Below are 26,529 nucleotides of genomic sequence, written 5' to 3' on the forward strand. Positions count from 1 at the left end.
CGGCCGTCGGCTCCCGGGTCAGTTGCTCGCGAGCGCGTCCGCGGCGGCGGGATCGCAGTCTCGGAGGAACTGGGCGCAGCGGGCCGCCTCGTCCGCCTCGCCGATCTCGTCGGCGGCGCGGGACAGCACGTAGAGGCAGCGCAGGAAGCCCTGGTTCGGCTCGTGCGACCACGGCACCGGGCCGAACCCCTTCCAGCCGCTGCGGCGCAGCTGGTCCAGGCCCCGGTGGTAGCCGGTGCGCGCGAAGGCGTACGCCGGGACGACCTGGCCGGCGGTGAGGGCACGTGCCGCCAGCACGCCCCAGCCCGCGCTGTAGGTCGGGTGGCGCGCCGCCACCTCGGCGTACGCCTCGTCGCTGCCCGCCTGCTCGGCGGCGGCCAGGGCGGCGTCGGCCTCGTCGTGTGCGGGGAGGAGGGTGGCCGGTGGTTCCGGCAACAGGTTCTGCATCGCCCCATTCAACCCGCTTCGCGCCATGGCGCGCGAGGGGGTCGGGCGAGCCGGCCGGCTGAACGGTTGAGGAGTTGGTCACGCCCGGGATCCGGCGCGGCGACCTGCCACGTTTGACCGGTTGCCCCGGCGGGGCAGGATGACCAGGGTGCCGACCCCACCTCCCGCGGACGTCATCGAGCCGCACACCTGCACCGACGAGATCGAGACGCGCGCCGAGTTCGACCGGCGGCTGGCCACGGGCAGCCTGGTCGGGCTGACCGTGCAGGGGCTGCGGCTCGATCTCGACCCCGTCCCCGACCTCACCGCCGTCGAGGTGACGGGCACCCTCTTCGTGGGGTGCCGCTTCGCCTCCCGGGAGGTCGGCGCCGACCTCGTCCGGCGCGGCGCGAACGTGGTGCCGCCGTTCTCCGGGCTGCCCTACCCGACCCAGCCGTCCCACCTCTACACGCCGGAGGAGCTGGCCGCCGGCTTCGCCGAGGGCGGTTTCGCCGGGATGTACGACACCAGGGTCTACGAGCACTTCCGGGCGCACGGCGGGGCGCTGCCGGACGTCCGGGAGGCGCTCGGGCAGCGGCTGCACGACCACGGCGTGGACAACGCGCTGGCCGACGCCACCCGCGCCTGGCTCTCCACCCACGGGCCGCAGTCCGTGATCGGCATCATGGGCGGGCACGCGGTGCCGCGCGGCGGCGCGCCGTACCGGATGGCCGCCGTGCTCGGCTGGGAGCTGGCCCGGGCCGACCGGCTGGTGGTGACCGGCGGCGGTCCCGGGGTGATGGAGGCCGCCAACCTCGGCGCCTACCTCGCCCGACGCCCGGCCGAGGACCTGGACGCCGCGATCGACCTGCTCGCCTCCGCGCCCGACTTCACCGACCACGACCGCTACACGGCGGCGGCGCTGCGGGTCCGGGAGCTCTACGGCCGGCCGGTGCCGCCGCCCCGGGCCCGGGGCGCCGACCCCGCGAGCCTGTCCCGCGCCGACTCGGCCGCGCTGGCCGGAGGCGACGTCGACTGGGCCCGCGCCGGCGGGCTGGCCATCCCGACCTGGCTGTACGGGCACGAGCCGGCGAACCTCTTCGCGGGCCGGATCGCGAAGTACTTCTCCAACGCCATCCGGGAGGACACCATCCTGCGGCTGGCCCGGGGCGGGATCGTCTTCGCCCCCGGCCGGGCCGGCACGGTGCAGGAGGTGTTCCAGGCGGCCACCAAGACCTACTACGGCACCGACGGGGCCAGCGGCGCCTACGTCTTCCTGGACCGCGCCTACTGGACGGACGAGCTGCCGGTGGAGGCGCTGCTGCGGCCGCTGCTCGGCGTCTCGCCCTTCGGTGACCTGTCGACCACGGTGCACCTCACCGACGACGTGCACGAGGCCGTCCGGGTGCTCACCGCGGCACCCTGACGGTACGCCGACACGCCGACGGCCGGCCCCCGGGCGGGAAGCCGGCCGTCGGCGGCACGCGTCAGCGCGTCACTTCGCCAGCGTGGTACCGGTCGAGCGCAGGTGCTCACACGCCTCCGCGACGCGGGCGGCCATGCCCGCCTCGGCGGCCTTGCCCCAGACGCGGGGGTCGTACTGCTTCTTGTTGCCGACCTCGCCGTCGACCTTGAGCACGCCGTCGTAGTTGCGGAGCATGTGGTCCGCGACCGGCCGGGTGAAGGTGTACTGGGTGTCGGTGTCGATGTTCATCTTCACCACGCCGTAGTCGAGCGCCTCGCGGATCTCCGACAGCAGCGAGCCGGAACCGCCGTGGAAGACCAGGCTGAGCGGCTTCTCCTTGCCGTACTTGGCGCCCACCGCCTCCTGGATCTGGTTGAGGATCTCGGGGCGGAGCTTGACGTTGCCCGGCTTGTAGACGCCGTGCACGTTGCCGAAGGTCAGCGCCGCCATGTAGCGGCCCTTCTCGCCCAGGCCGAGCGCCTCGACCATCGCCAGGCCGTCCTCGACGGTGGTGTAGAGCTTGTCGTTGATGGCGTTCTCGACGCCGTCCTCCTCGCCGCCGACCACGCCGACCTCGATCTCGAGGACGATCTTGGCCTCGGCGGCCCGGTCGAGCAGCTCGGCCGCGATCTGGAGGTTCTCCGCCACCGGCACGGCCGAACCGTCCCACATGTGCGACTGGAACAGCGGCTCCTGGCCGGCCGCCACCCGCTCCTTGGAGATCTGCATGAGCGGCCGGACGAACTTGTCCAGCTTCTCCTGCGGGCAGTGGTCGGTGTGCAGGGCGATGTTGACCGGGTACTTCTTGGCGACCTCGTGCGCGTACGCGGCGAACGCCACCGCGCCGGTGACCATGTCCTTCACGGAGGGGCCGGAGAGGTACTCCGCACCACCGGTCGAGACCTGGATGATGCCGTCGCTCTCCGCGTCGGCGAAGCCCTTCAGCGCCGCGTTCAGGGTCTGCGAGGACGTCACGTTGATCGCGGGGTACGCGTACCGGCCGGCCTTGGCGCGGTCCAGCATCTCCGCGTAGGTCTCGGGGGAAGCGATGGGCATGTCGAACGCTCCTTACTTACCGCTCTCGGCCGTCGCCGGCCGCTGTTGTCCCTGGGTGCGCCGGACCGCGCTGTCCACCGTCGGCAGTATCCCGTAGGAGACCGGGCCCGGCACAACCGACCCGGTGCGCGTCCGACGGCCGGTAACCGCCCTCACCGCCCCTCCCACCGGTCGGGCACGACGACGCTGATCAGCCACGTCGCCACCGCCATCACGATCGCGCCCCAGAACGCGGCCCAGAAACCGTCCACCTGGAACGGCGACGGCGGTGATCGCCAACCGGATCAGGAAGCCCACGCACCCATCCTGGCACCGGGGGCGGCGACCGGAGGGCCGATTCGGTCGACTCGGCTTCCGAGCGGCGGGGGGACGCAGCCCGTACGGTGTGTGGGGAAACGTCCGCCGAGACCCGGAGGGACCGATGGGTCAGCCCGAAGAGGACTTCGCCCCCGGCGACCACCTCAGCCCCGAGGAGCGCGACATGGAGGCGGAGCCGGCCGACGCGGTCGAGCAGGCCACCGTGGTCGGCTCCGACGGGGTCGACGGCGAGCCGCGTCGCGGCCTGGAGGTCGACGACTGGGACGCGATGGAGCAGGCCCGGGTGGTCGCCGCCGACGAGGACGACTACCGCTGAGCCGTACGCGCGCCGGATGCCGCCCCGGCCCGCGCGGCCCCCGGCGTCGGCCGGGACCGCGTCGGCGGGCCCCAGCTCGGCCCGCCCCTCGTACGTCTCCGCACCTCCCGGACTCCCGCTCCTGATCGGGGACGCCGGCACCCGGAACGTTGGGGCGGTTCCGGTCAGCCGTTCGGTCGAGGTTCGACCGCCGCCGGCGAAGCGGACAGCGGCTGCCCACAAGGCCTTCATACGATTCGCTGGCCACTCCGGGCATCCCACTGGAGGAACCCCACATGCTCAAGCACTCCACCCGGCCGTGGCTGGCCGGGCTGGGCGTCGCAGGCGCGCTGGTCGCAGCCTCCGCCATTCCCGCCTCGGCCGCTCCGACCGAGGACCTCGAGCTCTATGCCAACAACGTGATCGTCGCCCCCGGCGGCACGACGAAGTGGGTCACCCTCTTCGCCCTCGACACCGAGTGGTCCAAGGACATCGTCGTGAAGGTGGACCGGGGCGAGGTCGCCGGCTTCGCCGACGTGCGGAGCACCGCCCCCGGGGATGTCTGCACCGAGTCCGGCGCGATCCTGACCTGCAGGGTCCAGGACTTCGACGAGGGCGACTCGTCCGTGAACGTGGTCGAGCTGTCCGTGCGGGCGAAGGACGGCGCGAAGCCGGATCAGGAGGGTGAGCTGGCCTTCACCGTCACCTCTCCCGGCTCCGGTTCGGGCAGCTACCGCTCGACCGTCGCCGTCGGTGAGGGCGTGGATCTCGCCGCCGCCGATTCGTTGGAGTTGACCGGTGCTCCCGGCAGCACGCTCAAGGCCCCGCTCACCCTGGAGAACCGGGGCGAGACGACCGCCCGCGGTGCGGTGCTGTTGGTCTCCGCCCCCTACGGGCTCCGGCCCTCGCAGCGCTACGAGAACTGCCGGTACGCCAGCGGCGCGTTCAAGGACTACGCGTTCGTCTGCACGTTCGACACCGTCATCGAGTCGCACGGGGCAGCCGTCCTCGACCCCAGCTTCGGTTTCACCGTGCCGGCCGACAGCTGGGCTCCCACCGTCTACCACGGCTCCGCGTTCTGGTTCACTCCGGCGGACTGGGAGGAGTACAAGTCCCAGACGAATGTGGAGGACGAGCTCGGACCGAGGGGCACCGAGGGCACCCTCGAACTCAAGCCGGCCGCCACCCGCCGTTCGGCGCAGACCGATGTCAATCCGTACGACAACCAGACCTGGATCGAGCTCCAGGTGACCGGCAACCAGCGAGCCGACGTGGCGGCGCTCGGGGCGACGGTGGACGCCCGGGTCGGCAGGACCGTCCCGGTCACGGTCGGTTACGTCAACAACGGCCCGGCGGCGGTCGGCACCGGCGGCCGCCCGGGCATCCAGGTCTCGACCACCGTCACGTTGCCGAAGGGTGTCACCGCGGTGCGCGCCCCGGTGAGCTGCGTCAGCAACGCAAGCGGCGAGGGCGAGCCGGGCGAACCGGGAGCCCCGGCCTACCGATGCTTCCTGGTTGGTCCGCTTGGTAAGGGCGAGAGGGCTGGGTTCGAATTCACGCTGCGCATCGACAGGGCCGGCAGTCACACCGGTGCCGTGAAGTTGCGCACGGGAGACGAGAACCCGGCCAACGACACCGCGAAGATCCTGGTCGACGCGACCGGCGGCCAGGGTGGCGGCGACGGTGGCGGCACGCTGCCGATCACCGGTGCGTCCACCGGCCTGATCGCCGGCATCGGCGGGCTCCTGCTCGTCGCCGGCCTCGGCGGCTACGTGGTGACCAGGCGCCGCCGGACCCGCTTCGTAGCTTGATCCACCCGCACCGCCGGTGCCCCGCCGGCCACCCGGCCGGCGGGGCACCTCACGTCCGCGCCCGCCGCCAAGACCCCACCCCGAGCGGCACGCGCGCCCCACCACCCCTGGCCGACACGACCGGACGAACCCGCACCACCGGAGGCTTCCGGGGGAGCCCCACCGCGAGCACCCCGAAAACGGGACGACGCAAGATCGAAGCGGCTGACACCATGAGCGTGTGCTGCTCACATTGACCACCACCCACCGCCCGGCGACCGACCTCGGTCACCTGCTGGTCAAGCACCCCGACCGCGCGCACTCCTTCGACGTGCCGGTCGGCACCGCGCACGTCTTCTATCCCGAGGCGGGCGAGCAGCGCTGCACCGCCGCCCTCCTGCTCGACGTCGACCCGCTGCGGCTGGCCGGCGCGCGGGGTCGGGGTCGGCAGCAGGCCGCCGCCCCGGAGAGCTTCACCCTCGGGCGGTACGTCAACGACCGGCCGTACGCCGCGTCCAGCCTGCTCTCCTCCGCGCTGTCCAGGGTGTACCGCTCCGCCCTGCGCGGCGAGTCCCGCGACCGCCCCGAACTGGCCCGTACGCCGATCCCGCTGGAGGTGCGGGTGCCGGTGCTGCGTTGCCGGGGCGGCGCGGACGTGGCCGTCCGGCTGTTCGCCCCGCTGGGCTGGGCGGTGACCGCCACCCCGATCGCCCTCGACGAGCGGCACCCGGAGTGGGGCGACAGCCGGTACGTCGACCTGGCGCTGACCGGCACGCTGCGGGTCTCCGACGCGCTCAACCACCTCTACGTCCTGCTGCCGGTGCTGGACGACGCCAAGCACTACTGGGTCGCGCCGGACGAGGTGGACAAACTGCTCCGGGCCGGCGAGGGCTGGCTGGCCGGCCACCCGGAGCGCGACATGATCACCCGCCGCTACCTGGCGCACCGGCGGGCGCTCGCCGGGCTGGCCCTGGCCCGCCTGGCCGAGCGACGCCCGACCGACGAGCCGGCCGCCGACGGGTCGGCCGCGGACGAGGCCACCGCCGACGGGACGCCCACGGGCGGGGCGGCCGGGGAGGGCGGGCCGGCCACGGCCCGCCGGGCGTCACTGGCCGCGCGCCGGCGGGAGGCGGTGCTCGCCGCGCTGGTGGAGGCGGGTGCCAGCCGGGTGCTGGATCTCGGCTGCGGCGGCGGGGCCCTGCTCGCCGCGCTGGTCGGCGACCGGCGGTTCACCGAGATCGTCGGCACCGACGTCTCCGCGCACGCGCTGGCCATGGCCGCGCGGCGGCTGCGGCTGGACCGCCTGCCAGAGCGGCAGCGCGACCGGATCCGGCTCTGGCAGTCCGCGCTGACCTACCGCGACGACCGGTTGCGCGGGTACGACGCGGCGGTGCTGATGGAGGTGATCGAGCACGTCGACCCGCCCCGGCTGCCGGCCCTGGAGGACGCCGTGCTCGGTCACGCCCGGCCGGCCACCGTCGTGGTGACCACGCCGAACGCCGAGTACAACGTCCGCTACGAGGGGCTGCCCGCCGGGCGGTTCCGACACGCCGACCACCGCTTCGAGTGGAGCCGCGCGGAGTTCGCCGACTGGGTCGGGCGGGTGACCGCCACGTACGGCTACTCCGCCGCGATCGGCGGGGTGGGCGACGACGATCCCGAGGTCGGCGCCCCCACCCAGCTCGTCGTGCTGACCCGGAAGGAGAACCCGTGACCACTCTCGACATCCCCGAGCTGGCCCTGGTCGCGCTCGTCGGCGTCTCCGGCTCCGGCAAGTCCACCTTCGCGCGCCGGCACTTCCAGCCCAGCCAGGTGCTCTCCTCCGACACGTTCCGGGCGATGGTGGCCGACGACGAGAACGACCAGTCCGCCTCCGCCGACGCGTTCGACGCGCTGCACCACGTCGCCGCCACGCGGCTGCGTCGGGGACTGCTCACCGTGGTCGACGCGACCAATCTCCAGCCGCACGCCCGGGCGGCCCTGGTGCGGGTGGCCCGCGAGCACGACGTGCTGCCGGTGGCGGTCGTGCTGGACGTGCCCGAGGCGCTGGCGTGGGAACGCACCGAGGGGCGCGCCGAGCGCACCTTCGGCCGGCAGGTGCTCGCCCGGATGCAGCGCGACCTGCGCCGGTCGTACGGGCTGCTGGCCCGGGAGGGCTTCCGCAAGGTGCACGTGCTGCGCGGCGTCGAGGAGATCGACGCGGCCGAGATCCGCTACGAGAAGCTGTTCAACGACCGGCGGGAGCTGACCGGGCCGTTCGACATCGTCGGGGACGTGCACGGCTGCCGCGCCGAGCTGGAGGCGCTGCTCGTCCGGCTCGGCTGGGAGCTGCGCCGCGACGAGCGGGGACGGCCGGTCGACGCGACACACCCGTCGGGGCGTACCGCCGTCTTCGTCGGTGACCTGGTGGACCGCGGCCCGGACTCCCCCGGCGTGCTCCGCCTGGTGATGGGCATGGTCGCCGCCGGGCACGCGATCTGCGTGCCCGGCAACCACGAGCAGAAGCTGCTGCGCAAGCTGCGCGGCCGCGACGTGCGGCTCACCCACGGGCTGGCCGAGACGATGGCGCAGCTGGCGGCGGAGCCGGACGGCTTCGTGGCCGAGGTGGCGGGCTTCATCGACGCCCTGGTCAGCCACTTCGTGCTGGACGGCGGCCGGCTGGTGGTCGCGCACGCCGGGCTGAAGGAGGCGTACCAGGGCCGAGCGTCGGGCCGGGTGCGCTCGTTCGCGCTCTACGGCGAGACCACCGGCGAGACCGACGAGTACGGGCTGCCGGTGCGCCACCCGTGGGCTCGGGAGTACCGGGGCTCGGCGATGGTGGTGTACGGGCACACGCCCGCCGCCGTGCCGGAGTGGGTGAACAACACCATCTGCGTCGACACCGGCTGCGTCTTCGGCGGCCGGCTCACCGCGCTGCGCTACCCGGAGAAGGAGCTGGTGTCGGTGCCGGCGGAGCGGGAGTGGTACGCCCCGGTCCGCCCGCTGGCCGCCGCCCCGGCCCGGCCGGACGAGGTGCTGGAGCTGACCGACGTGGCGGGGCGGCGGCACGTCGAGCACCCGTACGGGTCGCTCACCGTGCCGGCGGAGAACGCCGCCGCGGCGCTGGAGGTGATGAGCCGCTTCGCGGTCGACCCGCGCTGGCTGGCCTGGCTTCCGCCGACGATGGCGCCCTGCTCGACGTCCACCGTCGACGGCTTCCTGGAGCACCCCGCGCAGGCGTTCGCCGACTACCGCGCGGCGGGCGTGGACCGGGTGGTCTGCGAGGAGAAGCACATGGGCTCGCGGGCGGTGGTGCTGGTCTGCCGGGACCCGGACGGCGGCCTGTTCGGTCCGGGCGGCGGCGTGGCGCACACGCGTACCGGCCGGCCGTTCTTCGGGGCGCCGCTCGACGCCGAGCTGCTCGACCGGGTGCGCGCGGCGGTAAGCGGGGCGGGGCTCTGGGACGAGCTGGACACGGAGTGGCTGCTGCTCGACTGCGAGCTGCTGCCCTGGTCGGCGAAGGCGGGCGGCCTGATCCGCGAGCAGTACGCCGGGGTGGGCGCCGCCGGCCGGGCCGCACTGCCGGCGGCACTGGCCGCGCTGGAGGCGGCGGTCGGGCGAGGGCTGCCGGTCGACGGGCTGCGCGACCGGATGGCCCGCCGACACGACGAGATCCTGGCCTACTCGGCGGCCTACCGGGCGTACGTGGGGCCGACCGACGGGTTGCGCGGGGTGACCCTGGCCCCGTTCGCGGTGCTGGCCGGGGCGAAGGCCAGCTACGCCGACCGGGACCACGGCTGGCACCTCGGGTTGGCCGACCGGCTCTGCGCCGCCGACCCGGAGTTCTTCACGCCGACCCGGCGTGAGGTGGTCGACCTGGCCGATCCGGCCGCCGAGGCGGCCGCCACCGAGTGGTGGCTGGCGCTGACGGCCGTTGGGGGCGAGGGCATGGTGGTGAAGCCGTACGCCGGACCGGCGGCCCGCACCGAGCGGGGTTCGCTGCTCCAGCCGGGCATCAAGTGCCGGGGCCGGGAGTACCTGCGGATCATCTACGGTCCGGGCTACGACGAGCCGGAGCAGCTCGGCGCGCTGCGCCGCCGGTCGCTGGGGCGCAAGCGGGGCCTGGCGCTGCGCGAGCACGGGCTGGGGCTGGCGGCGCTGGACGCGCTGGTCGCCGGCGCCCCGCTGTGGCGCCGGCACGAGCTGGTCTTCGCGATCCTGGCCTGCGAGTCCGAGCCGGTCGACCCCCGGCTGTAGGCGGGGCACGCCCCGACCCGGGCCCGTGTCACGGGACGGGCCCGGCCGGCCCGTCCGACCGGGCCGCGCGGTCGCGGCGTCGCGGCGAGCCCGTCGGTCGGTCGACGGCGTGGTGGGCGGCGCGGTCCGGACACTCGTGGTCGCGCTCCGCCGAGGCGGCGCGGCGCCCGCGCGGAGGGGCCGTCGGCACCGGCGCGTCGAGCGGGCGGTGTGACGTCGAGCACCGGGGCGGCGGGGCGGCCACCTAGACTACGGACGTTCCGTCCCCGACCGGCATACCTCGGAGGTCGCCTCGTGCCGACGCCCACCACCACCCTGGCCCTGGGGCCGAGCTGGCTCGATCCAGAGGTGTTGATCTCGACGTTCGGGCTGATCGGCATCCTGGTCATCGTCTTCGCCGAGTCCGGCCTGCTGATCGGTTTCTTCCTGCCGGGCGACTCGCTGCTCTTCACGGCGGGGCTGCTCACCGCGGACGGGAAGTACATCACCTACCCGCTGTGGCTGGTCTGCCTGCTCATCACCATCGCGGCGATCGCCGGCGACCAGGTCGGGTACGCGTTCGGCCGCAAGGTCGGCCCGGCGCTGTTCCGCCGGCCGAACTCGAAGCTGTTCAAGCAGGAGAACGTGCTCAAGGCGCACGAGTTCTTCGAGAAGTACGGGGCGCGCTCCATCGTGCTGGCCCGGTTCGTGCCGATCGTGCGTACGTTCACGCCGATCGTCGCCGGGGTCAGCCGGATGAACTACCGCACGTTCGTCATCTACAACGTGATCGGCGGCGTGCTCTGGGGCACGGGCGTGACCGTGCTCGGCTACTTCCTCGGCCAGATCCCGTTCGTCAAGGCGAACATCGAGATGATCCTGATCGCGATCGTGGTGATCTCGGTCGTCCCGATCGCCGTGGAGCTGCTGCGGGCGCGGATGGCCGCCAGGCGTGGCACCACCGCGCAGGAGCGGGCCGCCGCCGAGGAGGCGATCCGGGAGACCCGGGAGCACTACGGCAAGCACTGACCACCCGGCCGTCCGGCGCCGTCCCCGGTGGGGGATGGCACCGGACGATCGGTACGGTTCAGCGAGCCTTCTTGGTGGCGCGCTTGCGCGGCGGGGTCAGCAGATCGGCGATCGTGGCGATCGCGGTCGGCACCAGCCGGTAGTACGCCCAGACGCCGCGCTTCTCCCGCTCCAGCAAGCCGGCCTCGGTGAGGATACGCAGGTGGTGACTGACCGTCGGCTGCGAGAGGCCGAGGGGCGCGGTCAGGTCGCACACGCACGCCTCGCCCTCGGGTGCCGACTGGATCAGGCTGAGCAGCCGCAGCCGAGCGGGATCGGCGAGGGCCTTGAGGACCCCCGCGAGACGCTCGGCATCGGCACGTTCGATCGGCTCGCCGGCAAGCGGCGAGATCTGAGGCATAGTCATTTCAGCCAACGCAGTTCCCACGAATTCCATCCTTCCACCAGCAGCATCGATCCGCCTGCATATCGGCGGATCCGAATCGGCAGACTTTTACGCCACAAGGCCGAGGTCAGCCAACGTATAGGCCGCCCGATACGGCAGTCCGGCGGCTCGCACCGCGTCGCCGGCGCCTCGATCAACAATAACCGCCACACCCACGATCTCGGCCCCGACCTCGCGAAGGGCCTCGACCGCCGTCAACACACTTCCCCCGGTCGTGGAAGTGTCCTCCACCGCCAACACCCGCCGGCCGGCCACATCCGGCCCTTCGATCCGGCGCTGGAGCCCATGTGCCTTACCCGCCTTGCGAACCACGAACGCGTCCAGCGGGCGACCGGCCCCGGACGCGGCGTGCAACATCGACAGCGCCACCGGGTCGGCCCCCAGGGTCAACCCGCCGACCGCGTCGTACTCCCAGTCCGCCGTCAGGTCACGCATCACCCGCCCCACCAATGGAGCAGCCTGGTGATGGAGCGTGACGCGACGTAGATCGACGTACCAGTCGGCCTCGCGGCCGGAGGAGAGCACCACCCGGCCGTGGACCACCGCCAGGTCAGTGATGAATTTACGCAGGTCGTCGTGGTCCCCCATGGCGATAGAGGGTACTGCGCAAGTCTGGGAGCCGGGTGTGGGGTCCACCCCGATCAGCCCTCGGAGCGACCGACGGCTGGCGATGGCTGGCTACGCTGAGCGACCGTTCAGGCGGCCGGGCGGGCGATCGACGCGAGCCGCCGGAGAACGCGGCCCTGATCCGGAGATCAGCCGTCGGCGCGGCCGGCGCGGCCCCGGTTGTCGCGGGACACCGCCTCCAGCAGCCGGCGGGGCGCGTGCCGCAGCCCGGCGACGGCGAGCTTGTACTTCCACGCGGGCACGCTCACCAGCTTGCCTTTCCGCAGGTCACGCAGGGCCTCGTCGACCACGTCCTCGGCCCGCAGCCACATCCACCCCGGGGTCCCGGACATGTTGATGCCGGCCCGGTCGTGGAACTCCGTACGCGTGTAGCCGGGGCAGAGGGCCAGCACGCGTACGCCGAAGGGCCGCGCGGAGAGGCCGACCGACTCGCTGAAATTGGTCACCCACGCCTTGCTGGCGGAGTACGTCGAACCCGGCATGACCGGCCCGAACCCCGCCACCGAAGAGACATTTATCACTGCCCCGTGGCGCCGTTCGGTCATCGGACGCAGGGCCGCGAGGGTCAACCGCATGACGGCGTGCACGTTGAGCCGCAGCAGCCGCGCCTCGTCCTCGGTGGAGGATCGCAGGAACGGCGTGTTCAGGCTGATCCCGGCGTTGTTGACGAGCAGGTCGATCGCCGGCCCCTCGGCCAGCCGCCGCTCCACCGCCGCGCAGCCGTCGTCGGTGGAGAGGTCGGCCGGGATCGTCTCGACCTGCCCACCGTGCCGCCCGGTCAGCTCGGCCGCCGTCCCGGCCAGCCGGGCCGCGTCCCGGGCCACCAGCACGAGATGCCAGCCGTCGGCGGCCAGCCGGCGGGCGAAGGCGGCACCGATGCCGGCGGTCGCTCCGGTGATCAGGGCCCGCCGCTCGCTGTCCGGCCTGTCGAGCGTCACGGGGTTCCTCACCTCGGCGGGTACGGGGGCGCGGGCGGCGCCCCGGGCGGCTGGTGCGACGGGGACGGGGCGGGCGTCGGCGGGGGATCGTGCGGGGCGGGCGACGCGGGACGACGGCGGAACCAGGCGCCCGCCGCCGGCAGGGCCAGCAGCACGGCTACCACAAGGTAACCGAGCACCTGGCCGACGGAAAGCCCCGCGCCGAGCGGAATCCACCAGGAGGGGTAGGCGTCGGCGAGGAGGCCGAAGAGTTCGTCGGTCGCCCGGTCGTCCTCCCCCGCCGTGAGCGGGGCGGCCCGCTGGCCGACCAGCAGTGCCAGCCCACAGCAGCCGAAGGGCAGCCCCAACCCGCTGACCACCCAGGTGGCCGTGCGCGCGCCGTCCCGGCCGGCCCGCAGGCCGAGGGCGAGACCGGCGAGGAGCAGCCCCGCCAGCAGGCTCACCGCCGCCGTCAGCGCGGTGGAGGCGCCCAGCAGGGTGACCATCCGGTCGACCTGGTCCGGGCGCGCCGAGGTGTCCGCGGCGGCGGCCCGGAACCGGTCCACGGTGGCGCCGCGGGTCGCCACCCCGGTCGCGGCGAACGCGAGGGCGGCGACCGCCATCAGCGCCAGCACCGCCACGGCCGCCGCGACCACTGCCGGGCGACGGGCCGGCGCCCGCTCGGGGTACGACACGACGGGTCCCTCCGGTAGGCGTTCGGGTTGCAACCTACTCGGAGGGACCGTCGGCGTCGCTGTTATCGACCGGTCAACTCACCGGCGGCGGGGTCGGGCCGGGACGGTCCGACCCGGGCTCCCCACCTCCCGGGGCGGATCCGTGCTGCCCCGGCTGCGCCTGGCCCCCGCCCGACGGCGCGGACGGCGACTGGCCGCCGGGAGCCGGCGGGTAGCCGGGCGCCTGCGGCTGGTCCGGCGTCGCCGGGTATCCCGGGGTGGCCGGGTAGCCGGGCTGACCGCCCGCCTGCGGGTGGCCCGGGTAGGACGCGCCGGGGACCGGCGGCTCCCAACCCTGCTTCGGCTTGCGGAAGAACTCGTTCGCCTTCGGCAACGCCAGCAGGATCAGCGCGGCCAGCAGCGCGAGCAGCCCGAGCACGCCGAGCAGCGTGCTCACCGGGCCGAACCAGCCGGGCAGCGCCTCGTCGAGGCGGCGCTGGATCTCCTCCGGGCTCGGCCCGTCGCCGGTGGTCTGGCCGGTGCCGAGGCCGCTGCCCAGGCTGCCGGCCAGGCCGCCGCCCGTGCAGCAGACCATGATGCCGCCGACCACCCAGGTGGCGATCCGCGAACCGTTCTTGCCCCGGTTGTTGAACACCCCGAGCACGGCCAGTACGACCGCGATGAGGAGCGTGAGGATGACACCGCCGATGGTGATCATCTTGGTGATGTCGGCCAGGTTCTGCGTGCCGTTCGCGTCGGTGCCCCGGTACGCCTCGTCGAGCACCCTCGATACGGTGCCGAGGGTGGCGAGCGTCATGATGAGGCTGACGAGTTGGATGAGCGCGAACAGCCACAGCAGATACGTGGAAATGGTCACCAGACCCGGCCGGGTGCGGGCCGGCGTGTTGTGGGAATCGACCATGATTCTCCTTCCCTAGATCGCGGTCACACCGTATCCAGGTCGGGCCAGTCGGGCACGTCAGACGGACGCCGACCCGCCGGAGAACGGGCGGGGCGGCACCCCGGTCGACGCTCAGTAACCGCGCCACTCCGCCCGGGCGTACTCGAGCACCCGGGGCTGGAGCAGGGTGGAGGCCGGCACGTCCACCCGGCGGCGGTCGGCGGGGAAGGACCCGGCCGCGGAGAGCGTCGCCGGGTCGAGGAAGCGCAGCGCGGGCGCCTCCGGCGGCAGTGCCAGGGCGGGCGCGGCCGGGCCGGGGGCGGCCAGCAGGAAGCCCCAGTCGCCGAAGGACGGCACGTCCACGTGGTACGGCGTGGTGGCGAAGCCCGCCTCGCGCAGCGACGCGTCGATCGACCAGTAGGACCGGGGCGCGAAGTACGGCGATCCGGACTGCACCACCAGCCGGCCGCCCTCGGCGAGCACCGCCCGCACCAGCGCGTAGAACTCGACCGTGTAGAGCTTGGCGGTGGCCGTCTCGTCCGGGTCGGGCAGGTCGGCGACCACCGCGTCGAACCGGTCGGCGGCCGTACGCAGCCACGAGAACGCGTCGGCGTGCACCACCCGGACCCGGGGGTCGTCGAGCGCCCCCGCGTTGAGCCGGCGCAGTTGCGGTTCGCTGCGGGCCAGCGCCACCACCGCCGGGTCCAGGTCCACCACGGTGATCCGCCGGACGTCCGGGTAGCGCAGCAGCTCGCGTACGGCGAGGCCGTCTCCCGCGCCGAGCACCAGCACCTCGCCGCGCGGGCCGTTCAGCACCGGATGCACCAGCGCCTCGTGGTACCGGTACTCGTCGACCGAGCTGAACTGGAGGTCGCCGTTGAGGAAGAGCCGCAGGTCGGTGCCGGCACGGCCGGTCTCGGCGACCGAGCGGGTCAGCACGATCTCCTGGTAGCGGCTGCGCTCGGCGTGCACCACCGGGTCCCGGTAGAGCTGCTGGCGGGCGGTCAGCTCGAAGTCGCGCGCGGTCACCCACGCGTACCCGAGGCCGAGGAAGACCACGACGCTGCCGGCGCCGAGCGCGACCCGGGCCCGGCGGCTCAGCTCCCGCCGGAAGACCGTGCAGACCAGCGCGAGCCCGGCGACGGCGTTCACCGCGCCGACCACCAGTGCCCCCTTGAGCTGGCCGAAGACCGGCAGCAGCAGGAAGGGGAAGGCCAGCCCGCCGAGCAGCGCGCCGACGTAGTCGGCGGCGAACAGGTCCGCCACCGCGCTGCCGGCCGCCTGCTCGCGGATGCGTTGCAGCAGCACCATCAGCAGCGGGATCTCCGCGCCGATCAGCAGCCCGAGCACGAAGGCGGTGCCGATCAGCGCCGGGCCGTAGAGGTCCAGCCACGCGAAGGCCGCGTAGAGGCCGAGCACGGAGAGGCCACCGAGCAGGGCCAGGGCCAGCTCGATCGCGGCGAACGCGGCGGCGGCGCGAGGCTGCAACGGCTTGGCGGCGAGCGCCCCGACCCCCATCGCGAACACCATCACGCCGAGCACGATCGACGCCTGCCCGACCGTGTCCCCGATCAGGTAGCTGCCCAGGGCGACCAGGGCGAGCTCGTAGACCAGGCCGCAGGCGGCGCAGACGAAGACCGCGACGAGCACCGCCGCGCGGGACAGCCGCCACCGCGCGGTTGCCGGCGCGTCGACGGTCACCGGCCCTCCGGCGTACGCCCGGCGGCCCGGACCTGCCCCGTCCGCCCCTGCCCCTCGGCCTCCTTGCGGCGCTGGCGGCCGCGCTGCCAGAAGCCGGCGGCGAAGAGCAGCGCGGTGACCAGGAGCAGGCCGGCCACGGCGAGGACGTAGCCCCAGCGGTCCCGCCAGAAGTCGCTGCCGGCCTCGGGCAGCGCGGCCGGCGGGGTCGCCGGGTCGGCGGTCGACACCGGCGCGGGATCGGCGAGGCCCCGCTCGGCGACGAGCAGCGGCAGGCTGACGGCGGCGCGGGTGACCGCCCAGCCCGGGTCGTCGATGAACACCTTGTCGGTCAGGCCGAACCGTTCCAGGTTCTGCTCGACGCCGCGCAGGTCCGTGCGCCGGAAGTCGTCCGAGCCGTCGACGGTGACGTAGGCGTAGTCGTCGGACTCGCTGCTCTGCGAGGTGTAGATGACCTCCCCGGTGATGCGTATCCAGCGGGGGCACGCCGGGTTGTCCTCGACGGAGATGCCGTCGCCGAGGTTGGAGCCGACGTTGACGACCTTGGAGTAGCGGCCCTCCAGCTGCCAGCCGTAGCAGATTCCCTGGCTCTCCGCGGCCCGGGCGAGCAGCGGCACGGTGTCGGCCCGCTGGGTGGTGGTGGGCGGGGGGACTGCGGTGCCGCCGTCGTCGTCGCCGAGGTTCGAGCCCACGGCGCAGATCCCGCAGGTCACCACGAGGGCGCCGAGGACCGCCACGCCCAACCACGGGCTGGCGGGCTGCCCGCCGGGCTTCTTCGCCGTCGCCATCAGCTGATCGCGGCGGCGATGATCGCGCCGGTGGCGAGGTGCACGACGGCGGAGACCCAGACCGCCGGGTGCGGCTGCTGGTCCACCAGGAGCTCGCCCAGCTTGCCGGGCGTCGCCACGTCGAGCAGCACGAACGCCGCCGCCATGATGACCAGGCCGAGGATGCCGTACGCGAACGCGCCGACGATGCCGAGCACGAAGTCGTCGTCGCTGGCGGCGATCGCGGCGACCACGATGATGCCGACGCCGGCCAGGTTGGAGGCGAGCAGCAGCGCCGCGTTGCGGTTGCGCTCGGTCCAGATCAGCTGGTTGAGCCGGCCGGGGGTGGCGAGGTCCACGAGGACGTAGCCGATACCCATCAGCAGGACGCCGACCACCCCGTAGGCGAGGGTGACCAGCAGATCGGTGACGAGGGTCTGCACAGGAGGCTCCAGGGTGAGGGTGGTCGGTGCGTCACTTGCCGCTGCCGGGGCCGCCGCCCCGGACGGTGCTGCCACGGCCCCAGCCCCAGTGGGAGCCGACCGTGGAGTGGTAACGGGGGTAGGCGGTGCGCATCCGCTCCAGCAGGATCACCGAGCCGGCGGCGATCGGCAGGATCACCACCGAGTCGTCGTCGTAGCGCAGGTAGACGCCGCTGCCGTCGACGTACTGGTCGGCCGGCTGCCACGCCTCGGTGACCTCCTTGGCCACCTGGCTCGGCGACCGGGTCGAGGTGTAGGCGACGGCGTTCCCGGCGATGTCCCGGCTCGCCGCCCGGGTGTACTTGTCCTCGACGTAGCCGCGCGGGGAGAAGTTGCCGTAGAAGATGGCGAAGGCGGCGACCAGGGCGCCGATGACGGCGAACGCCACCCCCACCACGAACCAGCGTCGGTACGTCATCGCAGTGCCACCACCGTCTCGGTCAGGACCAGCTCGTTGGTCTGGGGGTACGCGTGCCAGGTGCGCCAGGCGAGGGTGCCGGCGGGCGGGTCGGGGCGTACGGAGAGCGCCGTCACCGCGTCCTCGTCGCCGGGGAAGACCCCCACCAGCGCGTACGGGTCGTCGGCCAGGTCGGCGCGGAGGGCGGCGACCTGTTCGCCCAGCCCGCCACCGGCGGGCCGCAGCACGGTCGCGGTGAAGCGGTAGCCGTTCGCCTCGTCGTGCACCGCCCCGGGCAGCGCGGGCGGGCGGCCGGGCAGGCAGGCGACCGTCTCGGTCAGCGTCCCGCCGGGCGCGTGCAGGACCACCTGGTGCGAGGCGCCGAGCAGCCGCAGCCGCAGCCGGACGCCGCCGGGCAGGTCGAGGTCGAGCACGTGCAGCGCGGGTCGCTCGACGTCGTCGAGCGCCAGGCTGAGGTCGGCCGCGCTGGTGTCGACGTACGGGGCGTCGAGGGTGACGAGCATCAGCTGGCCTCGGCCTGCGGGTAGATCATCACTTCGCCCCGGTGCAGCAGCTCGCCGAGCGCCACCTCCCAGCCCGCCTCGCCGTACGCCTCGAAGGAGAGCCGGGCGCCGCCGGGCGCCTGGTAGTCGTGGTAACGCATGGTGCCGCTCGGGTCGAGCCCGGTGTTGCCGACGGCGGTGTAGCGGGCCTGCCCGGACTCGTTCCAGTTGTAGCGGCGGCCGGCGAAGTCGATCGTCGGCGCGCCCGGGGTGACGGTGGCGCCCCGCTCGGCCCCCCAGAGCACCAGCTCCAGCTCCGGGTCCTCCTCGACGGAGAGCCAACGCCGTACGCCCGCGGCGTCGTCCAGCAGGTGCTCGGCCCAGCTCCAGCCGCCCTCGACCAGCCGGATCGAGCCGCGCACCGCGTACGACACGCCCCGGATCTCGACGATGTCGCCGGGCTTCAGCCGGCGCGGGTCGCCGCGCAGCGCGTCGGCGTCCCGGTCCCGCAGCGGGTCGCCCGGCTCCTTGGCCCGCCCCTGCTCGCGGGACCGCGACCGGCTCAGGGCCACCGCGGCGACCACCAGGCCCGCCACTCCGACCAGACAGCCCGCCGCCGCCAGCACGTACACGATCGTCCCGTTCAAGCCGACCACCTCCCCAGGTACGTCGGCGGAGACGGTAACAACCCCGCGCACCTGGGGAAACTCGCTGTCGAACGAGTGAGATAACCGTTACCTTGCGTGTCCGCGTCCGTACGGCCGCCCGCCCGGGCCATGCGCTCCCGGGACGGCGGCGCGACCGCGGATCAGTCGCGGGAGAGGCGCTCCCTGGCGTGGTCGCGCAGCGTCGTCCGGCCCATGACGCAGCCGGTGAAGGTGCCGAACTCGGCCGGGTCGTCGCCCAGCCTGGCCCAGGCCGCCCGAGCCGCCGGCGGGTCTACCCGCTCCAGCAGGGTGGCGGCGTAGACGCGCCCGGCGGGGGTGCCCTCGTCGAGCACGCGGTCGAGCTGGACGCGGATGCCGTCGGGGTCCTCGGCGAGTGCCGCCTCCACCCGCCGGTACGCCTCGGTCACCGGCAGCAGCGTCCCGGCGATCCCCACCCCGCCGAACGCCACCGTGTCGGCGCGGACGAGTTCCTCGACCGCGGCTTCCAGCTCGCGGTCCCGTTTCTTCCCGATACCGAACATGCCCTCACTCTTCCCCGCCGGTCCGCCGCCCACCCTGTCGATCAAGAGGTTCGCGCCCCGGCCGTGACCCGGCCGGGGCGCGAACCCGCGGGGACCGTGCGGTGGTCAGGCCGCCGAGACCGCCAGGGCGTCCTTGCTCTCCGCCAGGTCGACCCGCACCGTGTCGCCGTCGCGGATCTGGCCCGCGAGGAGTGCCCGGGCGAGCTGGTCGCCGATCGCCGTCTGGACCAGGCGACGCAGCGGGCGGGCGCCGTAGATCGGGTCGTACCCGTGCTCGGCGAGCCAGACCCGGGCCGGCTCGGTGATCTCCAGGGCCAGCCGGCGGTCGGCGAGACGGCGGCGCATCCGGTCGAGCTGGATGTCGACGATGGCGCGCAGGTCGTCCCCGTGCAGCGCGGCGAAGACCACGATGTCGTCGAGGCGGTTGAGGAACTCCGGCTTGAAGTGCGACCGGACCACCGCGAGGACGCCCTCCCGGCGCTGCTCCTCGGCCAGCGTCAGGTCGCCGATCACCGACGAGCCGAGGTTGGAGGTGAGGACCAGGATCGCGTTGCGGAAGTCGACCGTCCGGCCCTGCCCGTCGGTGAGCCGGCCGTCGTCGAGCACCTGGAGCAGGATGTCGAAGACGTCCGGGTGGGCCTTCTCCACCTCGTCCAGCAGGATCACCGAGTACGGCCGGCGGCGCACCGCCTCGGTGAGCTGTCCGCCCTCCTCGTAGCCGACGTACCCGGGCGGGGCGCCGACGAGCCGGGCGACGGAGTGCTTCTCGCCGTACTCGCTCATGTCGATGCGGACCATGGCCCGCTCGTCGTCGAAGAGGAACTCGGCGAGCGCCTTGGCCAGCTCGGTCTTGCCGACGCCGGTCGGGCCGAGGAAGAGGAAGCTGCCGGTGGGGCGGTCGGGGTCGGCGACGCCGGCCCGGGCGCGGCGTACCGCGTCGGAGACGGCGCCGACCGCCTCGGCCTGACCGACCACGCGGGCGGCGAGGGACTCCTCCATCCGCAGCAGCTTTGCGGTCTCGCCCTCCAGCAGCCGGCCGGCGGGGATGCCGGTCCAGGTGGCGACCACGGCGGCGATGTCGTCGGCGCCGACCTCCTCCTTGAGCATCGCCCCCTCGGCCTGGAGCCGGGCCAGCTCCTCCTCGGCCTGCTTCAGCTCGGCCTTGAGGGCGGGGATCCGGCCGTAGCGCAGCTCGGCGGCGCGCTCCAGCTCGCCGTCGCGCTCGGCCCGCTCGGCCTCGCCGCCGAGGCGCTCCAGCTCCTCCTTGGCGGTGGAGAGCTTGGTGATGTGGCTCTTCTCCAGCTGCCAGCGCTCCGACAGGGCGGTGAGCTGCTCGCGCTTGTCGGCCAGCTCCTTGCGCAGCCGCTCCAGCCGCTCGGCGGAGGCGGCGTCCGGCTCCTTGGCCAGCGCCATCTCCTCGATCTCCATCCGGCGCACGGCCCGCTCGATCTCGTCCACCTCGACGGGCCGGGAGTCGATCTCCATCCGGAGCCGCGACGCCGACTCGTCGACCAGGTCGATCGCCTTGTCGGGCAGGAACCGGTCGGCGATGTAGCGGTCCGACAGCGACGCGGCGGCGACCAGGGCGGCGTCGGTGATGCGTACGCCGTGGTGCACCTCGTAGCGTTCCTTGAGACCGCGCAGGATGCCGATGGTGTCCTCGATGGTCGGCTCGCCGACCAGCACCGGCTGGAAGCGGCGCTCCAGGGCCGGGTCCTTCTCGATGTGCTCGCGGTACTCGTCCAGCGTCGTCGCGCCGACCATCCGCAGCTCACCGCGGGCCAGCATCGGCTTGAGCATGTTGCCCGCGTCCATCGAGCCCTCGCCCTTGCCGGCGCCGACGACGGTGTGCAGCTCGTCGAGGAAGGTGATGACCCGGCCGTCGGAGTTCTTGATCTCCTCCAGGACGGACTTCAGCCGCTCCTCGAACTGCCCCCGGTAGGACGCGCCGGCGACCATCGCGCCGAGGTCGAGCGAGACGAGCTTCTTGTCCCGCAGGGACTCCGGCACGTCGCCGGCGACGATCCGCTGGGCCAGACCCTCGACGATCGCCGTCTTGCCGACGCCCGGCTCACCGATGAGCACCGGGTTGTTCTTGGTCCGCCGGGAGAGCACCTGGATGACCCGGCGGATCTCCGAGTCCCGGCCGATCACCGGGTCGATCTTGCCGTCGCGGGCGCTGGCGGTCAGGTCGACGCCGTACCTGGCCAGGGCCTGGTAGGTCTGCTCCGGGTCGGCACTGGTGACCCGCCGGTCCCCGCCGCGCACCGACGGGAAGGCGGCGACCAGTGTCTCCTCGGTGACCCCGGCCGACTTCAGCGCGTTCGACACCGCGCCGCCCACCCGGGCCAGGCCGGCGAGCAGGTGCTCGGTGGATGTGTACTCGTCGCCGAGCGGCCGGGCGATCTGCTCGGCGGCGCCGATGGCGTTGACGAACTCCCGGGCCAGCGTCGGCTCGGCGATGCTGGAGCCCCGCGCGGCGGGCAGGTTGTCGACCGAGCGCTGGGCGGCCCGGCGCAGCTCGGCGGGGTCGGCCCCGACGGCGCGCAGCAGGCCGGCGGCGGTCGAACCGTCGGTGTCCAGCAGTGACAGCAGCAGGTGCCAGGGCTCCACGGTGGCGTGGCCGCGCTGGTTCGCCAGCGCGACGGCACCGGTGATGGCCTCGCGGCTCTTGGTGGTGAGACGTTCCGTGTTCATGGGCTCCCCCGGATCGGCGTGTCCACTGGGAAGGACACAACCAGAGTTGAGCCTATTCCGCTCAACCCTGGCCGTGTGAGCCGGATCACTCCGCTCGGCCCGGTGTCGCCCGAGATCGTCGCACCGGAGCGCCGGGGGCATCGGCGTTCGGCCCTTTCGAGCTGAACCGTCTACGACATCACTCCCCGCCCGCCCCGCCGGGCGGGGAGCGCGGGGCTCGTCGTGGTCGGCCCGCCGCACGCACCGCCGCCCACCCCCCGAGGTGCGGCCGCAGCGGACCCCTCGTCGTACGCCCTGGTCGTCCCTCGGGCGAACCGCACGGGCAGTGACCCCCACCCCCCTCCCGTGGCGGAGGAGCACTGACGGCTCACTCAGCGGAGGGCTTCGTCCTGAGCGGTCTCGCAGGTGACGGCGGAGAGTAGCCTGGCGCCGTGCGCGTACGTGTCGAACAGACCGCCCTGCCCGGCATCGGGGTCCGTCACGATCTGTTGACGGAGTCCGGTCGCCGCCTCGGCGTCGTCTCCCACCGCAATGGCCGCCGTGACCTCGTCCTGTACGACCCGGACGATCCTGACTCATGCCAGCACGACATACCGCTGACCGACGACGAGGCGGAAGCGCTCGCCGACATCCTCGGCGCGTCGCTGATGCTGGGTCAGCTCTCCGGGCTGCGCGACCAGGCCGCCGGGCTGCTCACCGAGCAGATCGCCATTCCGGCCGGGTCGAAGTACGTGAACCGCAGGCTCGGCGACACGCAGGCCCGCTCCCGTACGAGCGCCTCGATCGTCGCGGTGCTGCGCCACGGCGAGGTGATCGCCTCGCCGGACCCGTCCTTCCGCTTCGCGGCCGGTGACGTGGTGGTCGTCGTGGGGACCCGCAAGGGGCTCGACGGGGTGACAGCCATCCTCGCCGACAGCGACCCGGACGGCTGAGGCGCGGATGCACCACACGACAACCCTGCTCGTCGAAGTCGGCGCGCTGCTGTTCCTGCTCGGCCTCCTGGGCCGGCTGAGCCGCCGCATCGGTCTCTCGCCCATCCCCCTCTACCTGCTCGCCGGGCTCGCGTTCGGGCACGGTGGGCTGCTTCCGCTCAACGCCAGCGAGGAGTTCTTCGCGGTCGGCGCCGAGATCGGCGTGATCCTGCTGCTGGTGATGCTGGGCCTGGAATACTCGGCCAACGAGCTCGTCGGCAACCTGCGCTCCGCGGCCCCCGCCGGTCTGATCGACGGACTGCTCAACGCACTGCCGGGGGCGGCGTTCGCGCTGCTGCTCGGGTGGGACTGGGTGGCCGCGCTGGTGCTCGCCGGCATCACCTGGGTCTCCTCCTCCGGCGTCATCGCCAAGGTGCTCGGCGACCTGGGCCGCCTCGGTAACCGGGAGACGCCGGTGATCCTCTCGGTCCTGGTGATCGAGGACCTGGCCATGGCGTTGTACCTGCCCCTGCTGACAGCCGTGCTCGCCGGCACCGGCCTGCTCGGCGGCGGGATCGCGCTCGGCGTCGCGGTCGGCACCGTGCTCCTGGTGCTGGTGGTCGCCATCCGCTACAGCAACCTGATCTCCAACGCCATGTCGGCGAAGGACCCGGAGGCGCTGCTGCTCGGCGTGCTCGGGATGACCCTGCTGGTGGCGGGCCTCGCGGCGAAGCTCCAGGTGTCGGCGGCGGTCGGGGCGTTCCTGGTCGGCATCGCGCTCTCCGGGCCGGTGGCGCACCACGCCACGGAGCTGCTCACGCCGCTGCGGGACCTGTTCGCGGCGGTCTTCTTCGTCTTCTTCGGGCTGGTCACCGACCCGCGGGACATCCCGCCGGTGCTGCTGCCCGCGCTCGCGCTGGCCCTCGTCACCATGGCGACGAAGACCCTCACCGGCTACCTGGCGGCGCGCCGGGTCGGCATCGCCGAGCCCGGTCGCTGGCGGGCCGGGCTCGCCCTGGTGCCCCGGGGCGAGTTCTCCATCGTCATCGCCGGACTCGCGGTGGCCGCCGGCAGCGTCGAGCCGAAACTGGCGGCGCTCGCCACGGCGTACGTGCTGATCACCGTGGTGACCGGGCCGATGCTGGCGCGGCTGCCCGACTACGCGTGGTTCAAGCGCTGGTTGCGCCAGCGCGGCGCGATGCAGCGGGCGCGGACGGCGCCCGTGCCCGACTGAGACCTCGTCGGCCGGGGCCCGGGTGACCGTACGGGTGCCCGGGCCTCGGCCGACGGTCTGGCGAATTGCTCCCCTGCGGGGTCTACCGCTGGTCAGCGCGCCGGGTTACCGTTTCGCCCCAGCAGCCAGAGCTCCCGGGTGGCCGACGCCCCCTGCGGACGAGAGCGGAAGGTTGGCCGGTGAGCGTGCAGGAGTCGACGTTCCACGGCTTCGCCAACCCCGTCGACCCCAGCCCCGCCGAGCTGCGGGCGTGGGCCTACCAGCCGGACTCCGTGCCGCTGGCCTCGATGCCGCCGGACTGGGATCTGCTGGTCTCCGGCGACCGGCTGGTGGCGGTGCTCTTCGAGCTGGCGATGGATCCGGCCTGCCCGGCGCGCCGGTTCGCGCTGCACTGCCTCTACATCTACGCCGCCGACGGCATCCGGACGAACTTCCGCGCCCACCCGAAGCGACGCTTCCGCAAGCTGGTGGAGCAGGCCGAGCGCAACGGCGACGAGCTGATGCGCACCTGGGCGTACAACAGCCGGGTGCTGCTGGCCCGGCCGGAGCTCTTCGCCTACCGGGACTGGTGCGAGGGCGGCCTGGTACGCGAGAACCGCCGCATCGCCTGAGCACCCGGGCGACGCGGGATGCGCCGGCGGCCCCGCGGTGCGTACAGTTCCGGGTCGGACTCGGGGTGGGCCGGGAAGTTCCGGCCCAGGGAACAGGGACAACAGGCGAGACAGTGACGATATGACGGCGGACGACACTACCGGGACCGGCCACGACGGCATCGACCGGAGCCAGCTGGAGACCTGCCTCAGCGTCTTCGAGGCGTTGGAGGACCTGCCGCCCGACCACCCCGACGTGGTCCGGGTGCAGCGGGCCACCGCGAGGCTCTACAAGGTGATCAAGCAGCGTCGCCGCGTGGAACGGCGGGACGCCATCGCGGCGGCCGACCAGGCGGTGACGGCGGCCACCGCCACCGGCGCCCCGGGCCGCATCGACGACGAGACCCAGGGCATCCCGCTCACCTCCCCCACCGAGGGCGCGACGGCCGGGCTCCTGCACAACCCGCGCGGCTGCTACGTCTGCAAGCAGCGCTACCGCGAGGTGGACGCCTTCTACCACCAGCTCTGCCCCTCCTGCGCCGCGCTCAACCGGGAGCGTCGCAACGCCCGCACCGACCTGACCGGGCGGCGCGCCCTGTTGACGGGCGGCCGGGCGAAGATCGGCATGTACATCGCGCTGCGGTTGCTGCGCGACGGCGCGCACACCACCGTGACCACGCGCTTCCCGCACGACGCGGTACGCCGGTTCGCCGCGATGCCGGACAGCGGGGACTGGCTGCACCGCCTGCGGATCGTCGGGATCGACCTGCGCGACCCCGCCCAGGTGATCGCCCTCGCCGACTCGGTCAGCGAACAGGGCCCGCTCGACATCCTGATCAACAACGCGGCGCAGACCGTCCGCCGCACCCCCGGGGCGTACGCGCAACTGGTCGCCGCGGAGTCGGCCGCGCTGCCGGACGGCCCGCTGCCGGAGCTTGTCACGTTCGCCAAGCCGGCCGGCCAGGGCGAGCTGGCCGGCCCGCAGTCAGCGGCGCTCACCCCGCAGGCGCTCACCGCGCTTGCGCTGACCAGCGGCTCGGCCTCGCCGGAGCGGATCGCGGCGGCCACCGCCATCGACGCGGGCGGGCTGGTGCCGGACCTCGACCCGGTCAACAGCTGGGTGCAGCGGGTGCACGAGGTGGACCCGGTGGAGCTGCTCGAAGTGCAACTCTGCAACGTGACGGCGCCCTTCGTGCTGGTCAGCCGGCTGCGGCCGGCGATGGCCGCAGCGACCGCGCGCCGCAAGTACGTGGTGAACGTGTCGGCGATGGAGGGCCAGTTCGGCCGCGGTTACAAGGGGCCGGGGCATCCGCACACCAACATGGCCAAGGCCGCGCTGAACATGCTGACCCGGACCAGCGCCCAGGAGATGCTGACCGACGGCATCCTGATGACCAGCGTCGACACCGGCTGGATCACCGACGAGCGACCCCACCCGACGAAGATGCGGCTGGCGGAGGCCGGCTTCCACGCCCCGCTGGACCTGGTCGACGGCGCGGCCCGGGTGTACGACCCGATCGTCCGCGGCGAACTCGGCGAGGACCTGTACGGATGCTTCCTCAAGGACTACGCGCCCTGCGCCTGGTGACCGCCACCCCACCCCCACTGACGCGGCCCACGGGCCGGGCCCCCGCACGCGGCGAACGGGCCGGGGCCCCCCGTGGGTCCCGGCCCGCACGTCGCCGGCCGGTCAGCGCCCGCGCGGGCGGCTCTCGGCCCGGCCCTGGTCGACGCCGTGGTCGACCTGGTCGACGAAGCGCCCGTCGGTCGCGGCCCCCGAGCGCCCCCGGGTGAGCCGGTCGAACTTCTCCCGCACGTTCTCGGCCACCCGGTCGAGCCGCTCCTCCGCCTGCCGGGCGACCTTCTTCGCCGGTTCCGCCATCGCTCCCCCTCGCGTGCCGGT

At 73.6% G+C, this 26,529-nt stretch carries 26 protein-coding genes; 10 read left to right on the forward strand and 16 right to left on the reverse strand.

Features of this window, described 5'->3' with window-relative positions:
• Positions 1-18: 18 nt before the first annotated feature.
• Positions 19-447 (reverse strand): DUF3151 domain-containing protein, encoded by a 429-nt coding sequence (locus V6V16_RS05565; RefSeq protein WP_334560018.1) that lies wholly within the window; start codon positions 445-447, stop codon positions 19-21.
• 148 nt (positions 448-595) lie between these two features.
• Between V6V16_RS05565 and V6V16_RS05570 the strand changes: the two genes are divergently transcribed.
• The gene (locus V6V16_RS05570; RefSeq protein WP_442934036.1) at positions 596-1,852 is read left to right on the forward strand and encodes an LOG family protein; all 1,257 of its coding nucleotides are present in this window, start codon (positions 596-598) and stop codon (positions 1,850-1,852) included.
• Positions 1,853-1,921: 69 nt separating this feature from the next.
• Here V6V16_RS05570 and fbaA read toward each other — a convergent pair whose 3' ends face one another.
• A complete protein-coding gene (fbaA, locus tag V6V16_RS05575; protein ID WP_334560023.1) occupies positions 1,922-2,947 on the reverse strand; it encodes a class II fructose-bisphosphate aldolase in 1,026 nt (341 codons plus the stop codon).
• A gap of 421 nt (positions 2,948-3,368) precedes the next feature.
• Between fbaA and V6V16_RS05580 the strand changes: the two genes are divergently transcribed.
• The 5 genes from V6V16_RS05580 (at position 3,369) to V6V16_RS05600 (ending at position 10,594) form a co-directional block, all read left to right on the forward strand.
• Positions 3,369-3,581 (forward strand): hypothetical protein, encoded by a 213-nt coding sequence (locus V6V16_RS05580; RefSeq protein WP_334560025.1) that lies wholly within the window; start codon positions 3,369-3,371, stop codon positions 3,579-3,581.
• Positions 3,582-3,856: 275 nt separating this feature from the next.
• The gene (locus V6V16_RS05585) at positions 3,857-5,371 is read left to right on the forward strand and encodes an LPXTG cell wall anchor domain-containing protein (RefSeq protein ID WP_334560027.1); all 1,515 of its coding nucleotides are present in this window, start codon (positions 3,857-3,859) and stop codon (positions 5,369-5,371) included.
• A gap of 220 nt (positions 5,372-5,591) precedes the next feature.
• A complete protein-coding gene (locus tag V6V16_RS05590) occupies positions 5,592-7,064 on the forward strand; it encodes a 3' terminal RNA ribose 2'-O-methyltransferase Hen1 (protein WP_334560030.1) in 1,473 nt (490 codons plus the stop codon).
• Entirely contained in the window at positions 7,061-9,586 is a 2,526-nt protein-coding gene (locus V6V16_RS05595; protein WP_334560033.1) for a polynucleotide kinase-phosphatase, read from the forward strand. The genes V6V16_RS05590 and V6V16_RS05595 overlap by 4 nt, the downstream gene beginning before the upstream one ends.
• A 294-nt stretch (positions 9,587-9,880) precedes the next feature.
• Positions 9,881-10,594 (forward strand): DedA family protein, encoded by a 714-nt coding sequence (locus V6V16_RS05600; RefSeq protein WP_334560036.1) that lies wholly within the window; start codon positions 9,881-9,883, stop codon positions 10,592-10,594.
• Positions 10,595-10,652: 58 nt separating this feature from the next.
• On the opposite strand, the gene V6V16_RS05605 is transcribed toward V6V16_RS05600, so the two are convergent.
• The 13 genes from V6V16_RS05605 to clpB form a co-directional block, all read right to left on the reverse strand.
• Positions 10,653-11,030, reverse strand: a complete 378-nt coding sequence (locus V6V16_RS05605; protein ID WP_089002658.1) for an ArsR/SmtB family transcription factor — start codon at positions 11,028-11,030, stop codon at positions 10,653-10,655.
• Positions 11,031-11,087: 57 nt separating this feature from the next.
• Positions 11,088-11,627 (reverse strand): orotate phosphoribosyltransferase, encoded by a 540-nt coding sequence (locus tag V6V16_RS05610; RefSeq protein ID WP_334560040.1) that lies wholly within the window; start codon positions 11,625-11,627, stop codon positions 11,088-11,090.
• Positions 11,628-11,794: 167 nt separating this feature from the next.
• Complete coding sequence (locus V6V16_RS05615; protein ID WP_334560043.1) at positions 11,795-12,604, reverse strand: SDR family NAD(P)-dependent oxidoreductase; 810 nt, start codon at positions 12,602-12,604, stop codon at positions 11,795-11,797.
• An 8-nt stretch (positions 12,605-12,612) separates the two neighbouring features.
• Positions 12,613-13,278, reverse strand: a complete 666-nt coding sequence (locus V6V16_RS05620; protein WP_334560048.1) for a hypothetical protein — start codon at positions 13,276-13,278, stop codon at positions 12,613-12,615.
• Positions 13,279-13,351: 73 nt separating this feature from the next.
• Positions 13,352-14,179 (reverse strand): hypothetical protein, encoded by an 828-nt coding sequence (locus tag V6V16_RS05625; protein ID WP_334560050.1) that lies wholly within the window; start codon positions 14,177-14,179, stop codon positions 13,352-13,354.
• A 111-nt stretch (positions 14,180-14,290) separates the two neighbouring features.
• Positions 14,291-15,859, reverse strand: a complete 1,569-nt coding sequence (locus V6V16_RS05630) for a polyamine aminopropyltransferase (protein WP_334560053.1) — start codon at positions 15,857-15,859, stop codon at positions 14,291-14,293.
• Entirely contained in the window at positions 15,856-16,644 is a 789-nt protein-coding gene (locus tag V6V16_RS05635; protein WP_334560056.1) for a hypothetical protein, read from the reverse strand. The genes V6V16_RS05630 and V6V16_RS05635 overlap by 4 nt, the downstream gene beginning before the upstream one ends.
• On the reverse strand, positions 16,644-17,066 hold the full coding sequence (locus tag V6V16_RS05640) for a DUF350 domain-containing protein (RefSeq protein ID WP_334560059.1): 423 nt from the start codon (positions 17,064-17,066) through the stop codon (positions 16,644-16,646). The genes V6V16_RS05635 and V6V16_RS05640 overlap by 1 nt, the downstream gene beginning before the upstream one ends.
• 31 nt (positions 17,067-17,097) lie before the next feature.
• On the reverse strand, positions 17,098-17,523 hold the full coding sequence (locus V6V16_RS05645) for a DUF4247 domain-containing protein (protein WP_334560062.1): 426 nt from the start codon (positions 17,521-17,523) through the stop codon (positions 17,098-17,100).
• Positions 17,520-18,026, reverse strand: a complete 507-nt coding sequence (locus tag V6V16_RS05650; RefSeq protein WP_334560065.1) for a DUF2617 family protein — start codon at positions 18,024-18,026, stop codon at positions 17,520-17,522. Before V6V16_RS05650 ends, V6V16_RS05645 begins: the two co-directional genes overlap by 4 nt.
• Positions 18,026-18,652: a DUF4178 domain-containing protein gene (locus tag V6V16_RS05655; RefSeq protein WP_334560068.1), complete on the reverse strand. Its 627-nt coding sequence runs from the start codon at positions 18,650-18,652 to the stop codon at positions 18,026-18,028. The genes V6V16_RS05650 and V6V16_RS05655 overlap by 1 nt, the downstream gene beginning before the upstream one ends.
• 161 nt (positions 18,653-18,813) lie before the next feature.
• Complete coding sequence (locus V6V16_RS05660) at positions 18,814-19,194, reverse strand: hypothetical protein (protein WP_334560071.1); 381 nt, start codon at positions 19,192-19,194, stop codon at positions 18,814-18,816.
• 105 nt (positions 19,195-19,299) lie between these two features.
• On the reverse strand, positions 19,300-21,891 hold the full coding sequence (gene clpB / locus V6V16_RS05665; RefSeq protein WP_334560074.1) for an ATP-dependent chaperone ClpB: 2,592 nt from the start codon (positions 21,889-21,891) through the stop codon (positions 19,300-19,302).
• A gap of 431 nt (positions 21,892-22,322) precedes the next feature.
• Here clpB and V6V16_RS05670 point away from each other — a divergent pair, with 431 nt between their 5' ends.
• From V6V16_RS05670 to V6V16_RS05685, 4 genes are all read left to right on the forward strand, one after another.
• Positions 22,323-22,823 carry a cation:proton antiporter regulatory subunit gene (locus V6V16_RS05670; protein ID WP_334560077.1) on the forward strand — a complete coding sequence of 167 codons (501 nt, stop codon included), beginning with the start codon at positions 22,323-22,325 and terminating at the stop codon, positions 22,821-22,823.
• A 7-nt stretch (positions 22,824-22,830) separates the two neighbouring features.
• Positions 22,831-24,036, forward strand: coding sequence for a cation:proton antiporter (locus tag V6V16_RS05675; RefSeq protein WP_334560080.1), 1,206 nt, complete (start codon positions 22,831-22,833; stop codon positions 24,034-24,036).
• A gap of 179 nt (positions 24,037-24,215) precedes the next feature.
• Positions 24,216-24,647, forward strand: coding sequence for a hypothetical protein (locus tag V6V16_RS05680; RefSeq protein ID WP_334560083.1), 432 nt, complete (start codon positions 24,216-24,218; stop codon positions 24,645-24,647).
• Positions 24,648-24,768: 121 nt separating this feature from the next.
• Entirely contained in the window at positions 24,769-26,214 is a 1,446-nt protein-coding gene (locus V6V16_RS05685) for an SDR family NAD(P)-dependent oxidoreductase (protein WP_334560086.1), read from the forward strand.
• A 102-nt stretch (positions 26,215-26,316) separates the two neighbouring features.
• Here the strand turns inward: V6V16_RS05685 and V6V16_RS05690 are convergent, their stop codons facing one another.
• Positions 26,317-26,508, reverse strand: a complete 192-nt coding sequence (locus V6V16_RS05690) for a hypothetical protein (protein WP_334560088.1) — start codon at positions 26,506-26,508, stop codon at positions 26,317-26,319.
• Positions 26,509-26,529 lie beyond the last annotated feature (21 nt).

The organism is Micromonospora sp. CPCC 205561, from assembly GCF_036906775.1.
Lineage (GTDB): Bacteria > Actinomycetota > Actinomycetes > Mycobacteriales > Micromonosporaceae > Micromonospora.